Raw genomic sequence first — 13,814 nt, forward strand, 5'->3', positions numbered from 1 at the left:
GTAGCGGCAAGACGCGACAGACAAGTTAATCGTGGCGGGCGGGCTCGGCCGTTCGAGGCCAAATTCTCGTCATCAGCGGAGCTGCGGCGTCACTTGTCTGGACAAAACGTATATAGTTAGACATATTGTATAGATCAACCCCCGCCCCGAGAACGCCATGTCCGCCGCCAGCTACATCGATCCCCGCAACGGAAAGCTCTATTCGCTGGACCAGCCGCGCTGGTGCTCGGACGAGCGCACGCCGGTGTTGGTGACGCCGGGGGCGGGGATGTCGCGCGACGACATCGACAGCCGCACGCGATCGCTGTGGCGCTATCGGGCGGCGCTGCCGGTCGAGATCGCAAAGCCGATCACCCTCGGCGAGGGGTGCACGCCGCTGGTCCAGCAGGATTGGGGTGACCTGCGGCCGCTGTTCAAGCTCGAATGGTTCAACCCGACCGGCAGCTTCAAGGACCGCGGCTCGGCGGTAATGCTGTCCTTCCTCCGGCAGATCGGCGTCGATGCCATTCTGGAAGACAGTTCCGGCAATGGCGGCTCGTCGATGGCGGGGTTAGGTGCCGCCGGCGGCATGCGCGTGAAGATTTTGGCGCCCGCCTCGACCTCACCGGCGAAGATTGCGCAGGTGCGCGCCTATGGCGCCACGGTGCAGCTCGTCGAGGGACCGCGCGAGGAGTCGGAAGCGGAAGCCATCCGGCAGTCGAGCCAGACGTTTTATGCCAGCCACAACTGGCAGCCGTTCTTCCTCGAAGGTACCAAATCGCTTGCGTATGAGATCTGGGAAGATCTCGGCTTCCGCGCCCCCGACAACGTCATCGTTCCCGTCGGCGCCGGCAGCTCTTTGCTCGGATGCGCTTTCGGCTTCCGCGAGCTGTTGAAAGCCGGGCAGATCACAAAATTGCCGCGGCTATTCGCGGCGCAGCCGCTCAATTGCTCGCCGATCGATGCGAGCTTCAAGGCGGGTGTCAATGCGCCTGTCGCGCGCGAGGTGAACAAGACCATCGCCGAAGGCACCGCCATCAAGAACCCCTTGCGCCTGCGCGAGATCATCGGCGCGTTGCGCGAGAGCGGTGGTGGCACCATCGCGCTCACCGAGGATGAGATCGTCGCCGCCCTGCGCCGGCTTGCGCGGCAGGGCCTGTTTGCCGAACCGACCAGCGCCAGCGCGGCCGCCGCACTGGACAAACTCTTCGCCACTGGCGCCATCAAGACGACCGAGACCACGGTCGCGGTCCTCACCGGCACCGGCCTGAAGGCCGCGACCACCGTCGCCGATCTCGTGCAGTAGGGCCATGCGATGAGCCGGGGCAAATCCATAGCGTCGAACAAGGCCACCACTGAGCGAAAGCTGCTGTTCGATCAGTTGCAGCAGATCGCGCACGGGTTAGGGGAGACCTTTGCGCCGTTTTGCGAGGTCGTGCTGCACGATCTCACCGATCCCAGGAACGCGATCGTCGCCATTCACAACAACCTGTCGGGTCGCAAGGTCGGCCAGGGCGCGACCGAGCTTGGCCTCGCCCGCATCGCCAACCCTGATTACGCGCAAGTGATTTCGAACTACGCCAACAGCTTTGCCGACGGACGGCAGGCCAAGAGCACCTCCATCGGCATCAAGGGCGCGGATGGCGCTTACATCGCCGCGCTCTGCCTCAACATCGACCTGACCTTGTTCCAGGGCTTGCAGAGCGCCATCGGCCAGTTCGTCAGCGTCGATGCCAAGGACAGTCCGCGCGAGCATCTCGCCCCTGTCGGCGCGGACGCCATCCGCGCCCATATCGACCAGTTCGCCGCGCGCCGCGCCACCACGCCGCGTGCGCTCACCACGGAAGACCGCCGCACTTTGCTGCGGGAATTGCGCGAGGCCGGCTGCATGGAGCTGCGCCGCTCCTCGGACATCGTCGCGGCCCATCTCGGGGTGTCGCGCGCCACGGTATATGCCGATGCGAGGTGATATGGATCTGTTGAGCCTGGAGACGCCCCGCCTGCTGCTCGACGAGTCGCGGCTTCGGGCCAATGTCGGGCGGATGAAGGCGCATCTGGCGCACCTCGGCGTGGCCTTCCGCCCGCATCTGAAGACCGCAAAATCGCTCGACGTCGCGCGCATCGCCATGTCTTCACCTGCGGGGCCGGCGACGGTCTCGACATTGCGCGAGGCGGAGTATTTCGCCGCCGGTGGCGTGCGCGACATCATCTACGCCGTCGGCATCGCGCCTGCGAAGCTGGCGCGCGTCTCTGCGATCCGCGCAGCCGGCGCCGATCTCGCGGTGATCCTCGACAGCCTCGAGCAGGCCGACGCCATCGCCGCGCATGCCAAACTCACCGGCGATGCGATCCCCGCGCTGATCGAGATCGACGCGGACGGCCATCGCTCCGGCGTCGCGCCGACCGATGCGGCAATGCTGGTTGCCATCGGCAAGCGTCTGGTCGCGGGCGGCGCGACGTTACGCGGCGTACTGCTCCACGCCGGCGACAGCTACGCGCTGAATAATCCCGCAGCCATCGCGGATGCGGCGGAGGCCGAACGCATTGCCGCAGTCACCGCGGCGGATGCGCTGCGCAGCGCGGGTCTACCCTGTCCCATCGTCAGCGTGGGTTCGACGCCGACCGCGCGTTACGCACGCGATCTGACCGGCGTCACCGAAGTGCGGGCCGGCGTCTTCATGTTCGGCGATCTCTATCAGGCCGGCGTCAGTTCGGTCGCCGTCGGCGACATCGCGTTGTCGGTACTCGCTACCGTGATCGGACATCAGAAGGCAAAAGGCTGGATCATCACGGACGCCGGCTGGATGGCACTGTCGCGCGATCGCGGCACGGCCAAGCAAAAGGTCGATCAGGGTTATGGATTGGTCTGCGATATCTCCGGCAAGCTGTACCCGGATCTCCTCGTCGTCGACGCCAACCAGGAACACGGCATCGTCGCGGTGCGCAAAGGCTCGAATGCCGCGTTGCCCGACCTGCCGATCGGCGCCCGCATCCGCATCCTGACCAACCATGCCTGCGCCACCGGCGCGCAGTATGATTGCTATCACGTACTGGATGGTGAAGGCCGCGCAGCCGCGGTCTGGCCGCGGATCAACGGCTGGTAGGGCGGAAATTCGCCGAGAACGCGGATTTGTGATCCCGTCACCGCCTTTGCAGGTGCGTTGAACCTTCGGCGACCTTCGCCAGCCTCATGAAGATCGACCTCGAGCAAAGGGAGAGTTCCATGACTGCGCAGGACCCGTTTGCAGCTTTCAAGGCAGTCCAGAAGGAAGCCTGGTCGCTGTTCACTCCGATGGAGGTCTTCACGACACCCAGCGCGGCCAGGCTCGCAAATTTTGCCGGCGTTGCCGCCGGCCAAAGGCTGCTCGACGTCGGCTGCGGCACCGGCGTGGTCGCGATCACGGCGGCGCGCCGCGGTGCGAAGGTCAGGGGTCTCGATCTGTCGCCGGTCCTGATCGAACGCGCCCGCGAGCATGCGCAACTGATGAACCTCGATGTCGACTTCAAGGACGGCGACGCCGAAAGCCTGCCCTATGGCGACAACGAGTTCGACGTGGTGCTCAGCCAGTTCGGCCACATGTTCGCGCCGCGTCCGGACGTCGCGATCGGCGAGATGCTGCGCGTGCTGAAGCCCGGCGGCACCATCGCCTTCTCCACCTGGCCGCCGCATCTGTATGTCGGGCGGATGTTCGCGCTGATCGGCCGCCATCTGCCTCCGCCCGAGGGCGTGGCATCGCCGGTGTTGTGGGGCGATCCGAAGATCGTCGCCGAGCGTCTCGCGGGGAAAACGAAGGATCTCTCCTTCGAGATGGACATGATGACGCCGTCCGCCCTCAGCCCGCAGCATTTCCGCCGCACCATGGAAGCGACGATCGGGCCTTTGATCAAGCTCGTCGCCCAGTACAAGGACGAGCCGGACAAGCTCAAGAGCTTCCGAGCCGAGTTCGAGGCGCTGATCTCGGAATATTTCGACGCCGGCCACAATGTGATGCGCCAGCAGTTCCTGATGTCGAAGGCAAGGAAGGTGTGAGGCTGAAGCGATAAGCCGCCGCGATCGCACGTGCTTTTCCTTCTCCCACAAGGAGAGAGGGTGCAGCGAGCAAGCGCCTTCACTCCTTCAGATCATTCACCTGCTTGACCCAGGTGCGCACGTCGGCGAGCACGGCGGGCAGCACCGCCTTGACCTCGGCCACGGTCATGCCGGGCTTGATGCGGGGATCGTACAGCAGATTGAGGATGTACTGGTCGTAGACGTCGAAATAGCCCATCGAGACGTTGTCGTTGAACATGGTCCAGGGCACGCTCGCGGTGTCGTTGATGGGCCCGAGCGATTGCAGCAGCTCCTCATAGGCGCAGTCGAGGAAGACGAAATCGCCGTTGTCGACCGTGAGGATGACGTCGGAATGCTCGATCTCGAAATTGTCGTTCTTGCGGAAGCCGGACAGGCATTGCGGGTCGAGCGAGGTGCGGATCTCGCGCGCCTTCTCGGCGCCGTAGAAGCTGGAAATGGTGCGGAAGAGGTCGCGGTCGCGTACCAGCTTCACCCGCACATTGGCCGCTTCGGCGGTCGCGATCATGGCGATGTCGAGATGCTGCACGCGATGGGCGATGTCGGCCACGACTTTTGCGAGCTGTGTCTTGCGGTCGGTGCGGTCGCTCTCGGCGTAAACGCGCACCGGTCCGTCGAACTTGCGAATGCGGTCGACGCGGCCGGCGAGATGATATTCGGCGCCGAACGCCGTCTTCAGGAAGCCCTCGACGATCTCGCCGTCGGTAAAATTCCTCTTCTCGGCACGCTGGCGCGAGGCCACCGCAGGCAATTCGCCCGCCACCGCCGTGGTCGCGGGGGCAGGCGCGCAGGTGAACGCGGCGAGCGCCAGCAGGGCGATGCGAAAGGCAGCCGAGGACGGATTCAATGCGCTCATCGTCGTGCGACGCTGCCGTATTCACGTCGCGCGCACAAGACCGCAGATTCACGCGCCCTGCGGGTTCCCGCTGTGGCTGTTGGGTCAGCGGCGTAGAGTGGGCAAAGGCGCGCAAGCGCCGTGCCCACCATCGCGCCGCAATCACGGTCAGTGGTGGGCACGCCTCCGGCTTTGCCCACCCTACGGAAGCGTGCGTCTAGTTGTTCAGCACCACCACCGTGGTACCGACCGAGACGCGCCCGTAGAGATCGCTGACGTCGTCATTGGTCATGCGGAAGCAGCCCGAGGAGACCGCCTGGCCGATCGTCTCCGGCTCGTTGGAGCCGTGGATGCGGTAGAGCGTCGAGCCCAGATACATCGCGCGCGCGCCGAGCGGATTCTCGACGCCGCCCTTCATGTGGCGCGGCAGGTCCGGCCGGCGGGCCAGCATCTGCGACGGCGGCGTCCAGTCCGGCCATTCCTTCTTGGCAGTGATCCTGTGGACCCCGCCCCAGCGGAAGCCGTCGCGGCCGACGCCGATGCCGTAGCGCAGCGCCTGGCCGTTCTGGAGCACCAGATACAGCCGCCGCTCACTGGTGTTCACCACGATCGTGCCGGGGGCGTAATTGCCGTTATACATGACGGTGGTGCGGGGGACCGGGTTGGCACCGGAACGGAAGAAGTTCGGGCCGCCGCCCATGATGTCGCGCGAGTCGAACTCTTCGGCGAGTGCGCCGCCGGCGGTGGCGGTCAGGAGCGCGATGGCGGCAATCGGCGCGGCAAAAAACCGGATCATTGTATTCCCCCAGCAAAAAATCTCTTCAACAAGGGCCAGAGGCCATATTCGCGGGCTTTTCGCAAGCCACGGCCCCGTGAGGGGCGCCATGCTTAACGATTGACGTCACCAGATCCGCAACCGCGCCAATTTGCCGGAAAGCGTTATCCAAGCCAGCGCATCCTCGCGCGGGGCAGGGCCGCGATGGCCTCTATTGCTTTGACGGGGCCTGCGAACAATGATTGGTCGGATACCTCACTCGAAATCGGCGGTTGCGGGAGCAAGAAGAATGAACGGTGCGGAAAGCCTGGTGCGGACGATGGTCAAGGGCGGGGTGGACATCTGCTTCTCCAACCCGGGAACCTCCGAGATGCATTTTGTCGCAGCGCTCGACCGGGTCCCCGGCATGCGCTGCGTGCTCGGCCTGTTCGAGGGCGTGGTGACGGGCGCGGCCGACGGCTACTATCGCATGAAGGGTACGCCGGCCTCGACCCTGCTGCATCTCGGCCCCGGCCTCGCCAACGGTCTTGCCAACCTGCACAACGCCAAGAAGGCCAATTCGGGCATCGTCAACATCGTCGGCCAGCATGCCGTCTATCACATCGACTACAACGCGCCGCTGACCTCCGACATCGAGGGGTTGGCCCGGCCGATGTCGTCCTGGGTCCGGACCTCGCCGAACTCCAAATCGGTGGCCGCCGACGGCGCCGCGGCGATCGCCGCCGCCAAGAGCGCGCCGGGGCAGATCGCAACCCTGATCCTGCCCGCCGACACCGCCTGGAACGAGGCCGACGGCATCGCCGAAGTCCCAGACGAGCAACAGCGCGCCAGCTATTCGCCGCAGGCGGTCGAGCGGGCCGCGAAGATCCTGCACGGTGACGGCGAGGGCACGCTGCTCCTGATGACCGGCAGCGCGCTGAGCGAGCAGGGCCTGGCGCTGGCCGAGCGCATCGCCGCCAAGACTGGCTGCACCGTGATGGGCCCGACCTTCCGCCCGAAGATGGCGCGCGGCCGCGGCCGCTTCTCGATCGACCGCATTCACTACGTCATCGAGAACGCGCTGCCGATGCTGGCCAAGTTCCGTCACATCGTGCTGATCGAGTCCGACGACCCCGTCGCGTTCTTCGCCTATCCGAACAAGCCGAGCATGCTCAAGCCCGAGGGCTGCGACGTCCATCGCATGACTGCGTGGGGCGAGAATTCGGTCGCAGCCCTCGAAGCGCTCGCCGGCGCCGTCAAGGCCAGCGCCACGGACGTCAAGCCGCATGCGGTGCAGGAGCTGATCAAGCCGACCGGCGAGCTCACCTTCGTCTCGATCGCGCAGGCGATCGCCTGTGCGATCCCCGAGAACGCGATCATGGTCGACGAATCCCTCACCACCGGCCGCGGCTTCTTCCCGCCGACGGCGGCCGCAGCGCCGCATGACTGGCTGCAGAACATGGGCGGCTCGATCGGCTTCTCGACGCCGCTGTCGATCGGCGCCGCGATCGCCTGCCCGGACCGCAAGGTCATCACCATGGTCGGTGACGGCAGCGCGATGTACACGATCCAGTCGCTGTGGACCCAGGCGCGCGAGAACCTGAACATCGTCACCATCGTGTTCGCCAACCGCATCTACCAGATCCTGCGCGGCGAGTTCGACAATGTTGGCGCCGGTGAGCCCGGCCAGCGCGCCAACGACATGCTCCGGCTCGACCGGCCCACGCTGGATTTCGTGGCGCTGGCCAAGGGCATGGGTGTGCCCGGCCGCGCCGTCACCAATGCCGACGAGTTCAACAAGGCGCTGGCCGAAGCCGTCGCCGAGCCGGGGCCGCGGCTGATCGAAGTCCAGATGTAGGATCTCTCCCTACGTCGTCCCGGCCTAGTGCGCAATTGCGCACGGGCGCCGGGACCCATAACCCCAGGGAGAGGTTTGGCGAAGACTTGGGGTCCGGTACGCGCACCGCGCGCGCTCGATAGACCTCGCGGTATGGGTCCCGGCGTTCGCCGGGACGACACTGAGGGTGTGAAGCGCACACGCGCTCCTCAGCGCAACGGAGTGCGCGTGATGGGCCGGGGGCAACATGCAGACCGAGCTGAACAAGGTGATCGCGGCGCTGCGGGACTTCTATGCCCACGAGGGCTTCCTGTTCGAGAAGGACATCGGCGAGCGCGCGGTCACGCATCGCTTCGCCGTGCATCTGGAGAAGCAGTTCTCCGGCTGGTCGGTCGACTGCAATTACGACCGGCTCGGCGAGCGCACGCTGCATCTGCCACACGGCACCATCATCTCGACCGACGACCATCTCGGCAAGTCGATCTACCCCGATGTCGTCGTGCATCAGCGCGAGATCCCGAACAATCTGCTCACGGTGGAGATCCGCAAGGCGAGCAATCACACCCCGCTTGAGCACGACCAGCACAAGCTGCGGGCGCTGACCGACGTGCATGTCTGGTTTCCCTACTGGATCGGCGTGCTGCTCGTGCTGGACAAGCATCATGTGACGATGTCGGAGGTGTATGTCAGCGCCGCAATCGATCAGCCGCTCTCGCTCTGGTTCGCGACGCGGCTCGGGGAAAGCGGATTGGGAGCCGGCACGCAGAGGTCGGGCTAATCGTTGCCACATAATAGGTGCTCTCCCTCTCCCGCTTGCGGGAGAGGGAGTCTCACCACCTACGTCATCAGTAATGATACGGCTGCGAGTACGCGTAGCGCGGGTTGATGCCGCAATAGGCCGATGTGCCGGAGGCGGTCGCCGCACATTGCTGGTAGCTCGCGAACTGGCAGTTGCCGGGATAACCCCAGTTGCGGCCCTGCAGGCAGTATCTGTCGCTTCCGGCCTGGGCCGGGGCCGCCGACAACGATGCGGCGATCAGCGTTGCGAACGATGCAAGCGTGAGGATGGTGCGACGCATTTCGATCTCCTTCAATGTTAGGTGGAACGACCGAGCCTTGGCGTTCCCGTGGCCTGTCTGACGCGGGGTCATGCTGTGTTGGTGTCCGCGACGCCGGATGCGTTCGAAGCGAGATACATCATGACGCAGCCAGCGGCTTGCACTGTGATCTCGGCCACAGTTCGCGCACGGGTTCCGACCTATTCTCGGCGAACTTGCACGCCTCGATCCCGTGGGACTAGGCTTGCCTCATACGGATCAAGGCATTTGGAGGTTCTGATGCAGAAAACATATTTGCTGGCTGCAGTGGCAGCGCTGGCGCTCACGACGCAAACGCCGCATGCCTTGGCCCAATCCCTGGCCCAAAGCGCGCCGGCGGCCGGCGGAACCGCGGCGCCTGCGGCGACAACCACTGCGCCGGCCACGACGGCGGCGCCGAGTGCAACCACCGACACGTCCAGCCAGCCGACCGACTCCAAGAAGAGCGCGTCGAAGAAGCCGGCGAAGAAGAAGATGACGCGGCGGCAGGAAATCGACCACTCCGTCGACAGCGGCACCGTGCCCGCGCGCTATCGCAGCTCGGTGCCCAAGCAGTACCAGCAATATATTCCGTTCGATAAGCAGTGACGGATCGCACGGCGGCGCGACGTGATCAGCCGTTGCGTCGCCGGTGCCTGCCCAGATGGGCGCTGGCCGGGCGGCTGCCGACCTCATATCCCCGGTGGCGGTCTGCGAGCGCAGTGCTAGAGTAGGCCGAAGCCTGGGGGGAGTGATGAGTGACGACGTGAAGGATGCTGGCCTTGTGGCCATGATCAGCAGCATCCTTGGAGGCAACAAGCGCACAGACAGTGTTGCACCGCCGCGGCTCACCGAGGGTCCGCCGACAGTGCCGTCGAACGGAGCGGACGCGGTCGCCGCGCCCGTCCCCGAGGCGACGTCGACCGGGCAGGAGGATGCGGCCAACGCTGCGCCGGCCACTGCGGAACCGGTCGAGCCGCCTGCGAAAATCGCCACGACGCGGGATGGCAAGCAGTTGTTGCCGGCAGAAGCGATTGCCGATCTCGTGCTTGGCGAGCTGCGCAAGCTGGAGAATTTCCCGGCGACCGGCGCCTCGGTCACGGTCTACGGTTACAGGCACTGGAACGCCATGATCACCTTCGCGCCGTTTTCGACCAATTTCCAGAACGCGACGCGGTTCCGCCAGGCCATGCCGGACCTCGTCTTCAAGCTCCGTCGTTTCGTCGAACTTGAGATATAGTCTGGGGCAATCGGCGGCGCGCAGCGCCGCCCCCCGGACAGTTCGACAGGATCTTTGAATTGAGCGTTGCCTTTACCAAGGAAGAAAGCGCCGAAACCGCGTCCGAGACGCTGTTGCCGGATCGCCCGATCTCGCCGCATCCCAACCTCGTGACGGAAGCAGGGCTGCAGGCGTTGCAGACGCAGCTTCAGCAGGCCCGCGAGGCCTATGAGGCCGCGCAGGCCATCGAGGACGTCAACGAAAAGCGCCGGCAGTCGGCGGTGCCGTTGCGCGACGCCCGCTATCTCACCGAACGGCTGCGCACGGCGCAGCTCATTCCCGATCCGACCTCGACCGAAACGGTCGCCTTCGGCAGCACCGTGACCTTCAGCCGCACCGACGGCCGCGTGCAGACCTACCGCATCGTCGGCGAGGACGAAGCCGACCCCAAGGCGGGGACGATCTCGTTCGTCGCGCCGGTCGCGCGATCGCTGATGGGGAAGGCGGTGGGTGACGTCGTAGGGACGGGCGCGCAGGAGATCGAGATTCTGTCGATCGGGTAGGGCGGGCCCATATTGGTCTGCCTAAAGCATGATCCGGAAAAGTGCGAAGCGGTTTTCCGGAAGGATCATGCGCAAACAACAACCCAAAGCGCGATGATGATTCATCCAAATCTCGTCGCGCTTTAGGCCTGCGGAAGCGGAACTCCGGTCAGCCTGCCCAGTCTTTCGATGAGTGCGTCCTGAAAATCCGGATCGGTCGCCTCACTGGCCGGCTCCTCCCGCCGGAGATGATGCCAGTAGCGCCCGCTGACCAGGGCGGCGGGCTCCTCGCTCACCGCGAGCCAGGCTTGGGTCTGTTGTCCGGTGTGGAGATCGACCGGGGCGCCCGAACCACCCATCTTGGTGCGGACCCATCCGGGATCGACGGCGTTGCTCAGCACTTTGGGCCAGCGTCGTGCCAGACCGAACGCCAGCGCGACAACGTGCAGCTTGCTCTCGGCATAGGCCTTGGCCGAATCCCAGGCCCGCTGTGTCCAATCGAGGTCGTCGAGCGAGCCCTCTCCGCCGCGATGCAATCCGCTGCTGAGATACACCAATCGGTCGGGCCGCTCGATCAGGGCGGTCAGCATGTACGGCGCAAGCGTGTTGATGGCCAGGGTTTCGGCATGGCCCTCCGGCGTCGCGCCACGGCCCGGCCGCGTGTAGACGCCGGCGTTGTGGATGATCGCGTCCATGCGCCCGATCGCGTTGACTTGGTCGGCGATGCTTCTTGCATCTGCGGCACTGCGGAGATCGCCGACCACGATCCCGGCGCAACGCGACGCGAACTCGCCGATACCGGCGGCGCGATCCGCCGATCGCGCGTGCAGCACCACGCGGTGACCTTGATCAACGAGCGATTGCGCCGCCGCCCGGCCGAGGCCGTCCGTGCTCCCGGTGATGAAGATGATCGCCATGCGCTGCTTCTCCCGATGTCTCAGAACGCACTCTACAGCGCCCGCCCATCACTTCCGATATTGTTCGTCGCTCACTTTCTCCATCCAGTCCACGTTCTTGCCGCCGGAGGATTCCTGGATGGCAATATGGGTCATCGCCGTCGTCGGCGAGGCGCCATGCCAATGCTTCAATCCCGGCGGAAACCACACGACGTCGCCGGGCCGGATCTCCTCGATGGTTCCGCCTTCGCGCTGAACCCAACCCAGTCCCGCGGTGACGATGAGCGTCTGTCCGAGCGGATGCGTGTGCCAGGCGGTGCGGGCACCCGGCTCGAAGGTGACCTGGCCCGCGCCCACCCGAGCCGGATCAGGGGCCTGAAACAGCGGGTCGATGCGTACCGTGCCGGTGAACCAGTCCTGCGGTCCCTTCTGGGACGGGCGCGATCCGTTTCGCTTGATGTCGATGTCCAAGTCCATGGTCATGTGCGTCTCCTGTGTGTCCGACGCGCGCGCCTGCGCGCGGCAAATTCCGATGACAACGGCGGCGCTGCCGCCAATGAGCACGTCCCTGCGCCTGATCACGGCACGTCTCCGCTCAGCGCGGCCGCTTTTCGACGACGTCCTTGATCACGGGCGCCGCGGAGAATGCGTTGGGCCAGCCGGCGTAGAAGGCGAGATGGCCGAGCACCTCGCCGGCTTCCTCCCGCGTCAACCCGTTATCCATCGCGCGGTTCAAATGATAGGTGATTTGCGCGACCTGACCGGTCGCGATGAGCGCGCTCACAGTCACGACGCTGCGGTCGCGCGGTGCCAGCGCCGGCCTCAGCCAGAGATCGCGGAACAGCACGTCGGTCGTGTACTGGACGAGGCTTGGCGTGATCTGCCCGAACTGCTCGCCGACGCGGGTCGCCCGCTGCTTTTCCGCGGCTTCGTCGAGCGGCAGTTGCGGCCCAGAGGCCGGCGGGAGCTGATCGGCCCCGATGTTGCGGCTCTTGAAGACGTCGCGCGCCGCCGGGATCGCATCCACCGCGTTCGCCCAGCCGGTATAGAAGGCGAGGTGCGTGATGATCTCCGATATCTCCGCCGGCTTCACCCCGTTGTCGAGCGCGCGTGCGAGATAGTCCGGCAGCTCCACGGTCTGGTTGCGCGCGATCAGCGCCGCGACCGTGACGATGCTGCGGTCTCGTGGCGAAAGACCCGGGCGCTTCCAGAGATCGCCGATGACGAACTTTTGCGCGTAGGCTTCGAGCGCCGGCGCAACGGCGCGGATGTCTTCCGATGTCGACATGGGATTTGCTCCTTTGACGGCTGCCGTGTCCGCGGCGGCCGGGCCGCCGGCGATTAGCCAGAATGACAACAAGGTGGTTGCGAGCGTTCTCATTGCGGATGTCCTTCGACGGTGAACGGGTGCGCCAGCAGCCACCAGGCGACCAGCGCGGCGCAGAGCACGGTGACGGCGCTTGCCAGAAACAAAACGTTCAGCCTTGCTCCGGTCGCGATCAATCCAAGCGCGGGGCTGGCGATCCCCTGCGCCAGGTCGAGAAAGGCGGTGTAGGCGCCCATGGCCAGGCCGCGATTCTGCACGGGAACGCGGCGCACGGCCTCGACGCCGAAGCCGGGATAGATCAGCGAGAAGCCGAACCCGGTGAGCGCGGCGCCGGCCAGTGCCATCTCGGGTCGTGCCGCAAGCCAGATCAGGGCCTGCCCGGCGGCTTCGACCAAGGCACAGAGAAGCGCAACCCTGGCACCGCCGATCGTATCGGCCAGATGACTGAACAAGACGCGCGCCAGGATGAAGGCGAGGGCATAGGCCGTGTAAGCAAGCCATCCATTGGCCCATCCCCGGCTGGCAAACAGCAAGGCAACGAACGTCGTCACCGCGCCGAAGCCGACGCTGCCGAGGGCCGATCCGAGGCCCGGCACCCATACCGCGCCGAGCACTTTGGCGAACGACAAGCGCACTTGCTGCACCGGCGCCGCCGCGGGAAGCTGTACCACGAACAGCAGAGCCAGCAGCGGCGCTGCGCTCGTCGCGAGCGCTATCGCGGCAAAGCCGTAGGCGGCGTAAAGCGCTGAGCCTGCGGGGGCGCCGATAGCGAAGGCAGCGAACATCGCCGAACCGACCCAGGCGATGACCTTGCCGGTGTTGCCGCTCTCGACGAGAACCAGCCCCCAGCTGACCGCGGCCGTGATGATGAAGCTCTCGGCGGCGCCGAGCAGGCCGCGGCCCAGCAGCAGAATGGTCACCGAGGCCAGTGGAGCCTCGGTGAAGCCGAGCGAGAGCAGGTAGAACAGCCCGGACGCTGCGGCCGCGATGAGGCCGGCGATGACACCGCGCTTTGCCCCGCTCCTGTCCGAGACGTGGCCGGCCCATGGCCGCGAGACCAGGGATGCCGCGAACTGGCTGCCGGCGACCAGGCCGACCACGAACGTGCCGAACCCCAATCCGTCGTGCACATGAAGCGGAAGCACAGGCATCGCCATGCCGATGACGAGGAAGGCTGCGAAGACGACCGCCATGATCGGCAGCAAATTCGCCGTGACGCGAAGCGAGGCGACGGGCTGCATGACTGTCACTGGCATGCTGATTCAGGGCTCCTGGTGGCT

Annotated in this window: 16 protein-coding genes; 9 read left to right on the plus strand and 7 right to left on the minus strand. The window is 65.7% G+C overall.

The genetic code is table 11. The annotated features are described in order from the left end of the window. Positions 1–157 precede the first annotated feature (157 nt). The 4 genes from RAD10_RS06505 (at position 158) to RAD10_RS06520 (ending at position 4,009) form a co-directional block, all read left to right on the plus strand. Positions 158–1,285, plus strand: a complete 1,128-nt coding sequence (locus tag RAD10_RS06505; RefSeq protein ID WP_461616796.1) for a threonine synthase — start codon at positions 158–160, stop codon at positions 1,283–1,285. Positions 1,286–1,294: 9 nt separating this feature from the next. Further along, on the plus strand, positions 1,295–1,948 hold the full coding sequence (locus tag RAD10_RS06510) for a helix-turn-helix transcriptional regulator (RefSeq protein ID WP_461616797.1): 654 nt from the start codon (positions 1,295–1,297) through the stop codon (positions 1,946–1,948). Between the two features lies 1 nt (position 1,949). Continuing rightward, on the plus strand, positions 1,950–3,083 hold the full coding sequence (locus RAD10_RS06515; protein ID WP_461616798.1) for an alanine racemase: 1,134 nt from the start codon (positions 1,950–1,952) through the stop codon (positions 3,081–3,083). Between the two features lie 119 nt (positions 3,084–3,202). After that, positions 3,203–4,009: a class I SAM-dependent methyltransferase gene (locus tag RAD10_RS06520; protein ID WP_461616799.1), complete on the plus strand. Its 807-nt coding sequence runs from the start codon at positions 3,203–3,205 to the stop codon at positions 4,007–4,009. A 79-nt stretch (positions 4,010–4,088) separates the two neighbouring features. Here the strand turns inward: RAD10_RS06520 and RAD10_RS06525 are convergent, their stop codons facing one another. Together RAD10_RS06525 and RAD10_RS06530 are read right to left on the minus strand one after the other, a co-directional pair. Beyond that, the gene (locus tag RAD10_RS06525) at positions 4,089–4,904 is read right to left on the minus strand and encodes a DUF2927 domain-containing protein (protein ID WP_461616800.1); all 816 of its coding nucleotides are present in this window, start codon (positions 4,902–4,904) and stop codon (positions 4,089–4,091) included. Positions 4,905–5,100: 196 nt separating this feature from the next. After that, positions 5,101–5,679, minus strand: coding sequence for a L,D-transpeptidase (locus RAD10_RS06530; RefSeq protein WP_461616801.1), 579 nt, complete (start codon positions 5,677–5,679; stop codon positions 5,101–5,103). 268 nt (positions 5,680–5,947) lie between these two features. Between RAD10_RS06530 and RAD10_RS06535 the strand changes: the two genes are divergently transcribed. Both RAD10_RS06535 and RAD10_RS06540 read left to right on the plus strand, forming a co-directional pair. Next, positions 5,948–7,495, plus strand: coding sequence for an acetolactate synthase large subunit (locus RAD10_RS06535; protein WP_461616802.1), 1,548 nt, complete (start codon positions 5,948–5,950; stop codon positions 7,493–7,495). A gap of 226 nt (positions 7,496–7,721) precedes the next feature. Then, positions 7,722–8,252 carry a hypothetical protein gene (locus RAD10_RS06540; RefSeq protein WP_461616803.1) on the plus strand — a complete coding sequence of 177 codons (531 nt, stop codon included), beginning with the start codon at positions 7,722–7,724 and terminating at the stop codon, positions 8,250–8,252. A gap of 67 nt (positions 8,253–8,319) precedes the next feature. On the opposite strand, the gene RAD10_RS06545 is transcribed toward RAD10_RS06540, so the two are convergent. Beyond that, positions 8,320–8,553 carry a DUF3551 domain-containing protein gene (locus tag RAD10_RS06545; protein WP_028140385.1) on the minus strand — a complete coding sequence of 78 codons (234 nt, stop codon included), beginning with the start codon at positions 8,551–8,553 and terminating at the stop codon, positions 8,320–8,322. Positions 8,554–8,811: 258 nt separating this feature from the next. Between RAD10_RS06545 and RAD10_RS06550 the strand changes: the two genes are divergently transcribed. The 3 genes from RAD10_RS06550 (at position 8,812) to greA (ending at position 10,332) form a co-directional block, all read left to right on the plus strand. Continuing rightward, complete coding sequence (locus RAD10_RS06550) at positions 8,812–9,159, plus strand: hypothetical protein (protein ID WP_461617061.1); 348 nt, start codon at positions 8,812–8,814, stop codon at positions 9,157–9,159. A 145-nt stretch (positions 9,160–9,304) separates the two neighbouring features. Beyond that, positions 9,305–9,790 (plus strand): hypothetical protein, encoded by a 486-nt coding sequence (locus RAD10_RS06555; RefSeq protein WP_461616804.1) that lies wholly within the window; start codon positions 9,305–9,307, stop codon positions 9,788–9,790. A gap of 59 nt (positions 9,791–9,849) precedes the next feature. Then, complete coding sequence (gene greA / locus RAD10_RS06560; RefSeq protein WP_461616805.1) at positions 9,850–10,332, plus strand: transcription elongation factor GreA; 483 nt, start codon at positions 9,850–9,852, stop codon at positions 10,330–10,332. Between the two features lie 122 nt (positions 10,333–10,454). On the opposite strand, the gene RAD10_RS06565 is transcribed toward greA, so the two are convergent. The 4 genes from RAD10_RS06565 to RAD10_RS06580 form a co-directional block, all read right to left on the minus strand. Then, positions 10,455–11,228 (minus strand): SDR family NAD(P)-dependent oxidoreductase, encoded by a 774-nt coding sequence (locus RAD10_RS06565; RefSeq protein WP_461616806.1) that lies wholly within the window; start codon positions 11,226–11,228, stop codon positions 10,455–10,457. A 48-nt stretch (positions 11,229–11,276) separates the two neighbouring features. Further along, positions 11,277–11,672 carry a (R)-mandelonitrile lyase gene (locus tag RAD10_RS06570; protein WP_198293688.1) on the minus strand — a complete coding sequence of 132 codons (396 nt, stop codon included), beginning with the start codon at positions 11,670–11,672 and terminating at the stop codon, positions 11,277–11,279. Positions 11,673–11,802: 130 nt separating this feature from the next. Next, on the minus strand, positions 11,803–12,588 hold the full coding sequence (locus RAD10_RS06575; RefSeq protein WP_461616807.1) for a carboxymuconolactone decarboxylase family protein: 786 nt from the start codon (positions 12,586–12,588) through the stop codon (positions 11,803–11,805). Beyond that, positions 12,585–13,790 carry an arabinose transporter gene (locus tag RAD10_RS06580; RefSeq protein WP_461616808.1) on the minus strand — a complete coding sequence of 402 codons (1,206 nt, stop codon included), beginning with the start codon at positions 13,788–13,790 and terminating at the stop codon, positions 12,585–12,587. The genes RAD10_RS06575 and RAD10_RS06580 overlap by 4 nt, the downstream gene beginning before the upstream one ends. Positions 13,791–13,814 lie beyond the last annotated feature (24 nt).

The sequence above is a fragment of the Bradyrhizobium sp. 23AC genome, assembly GCF_054863025.1.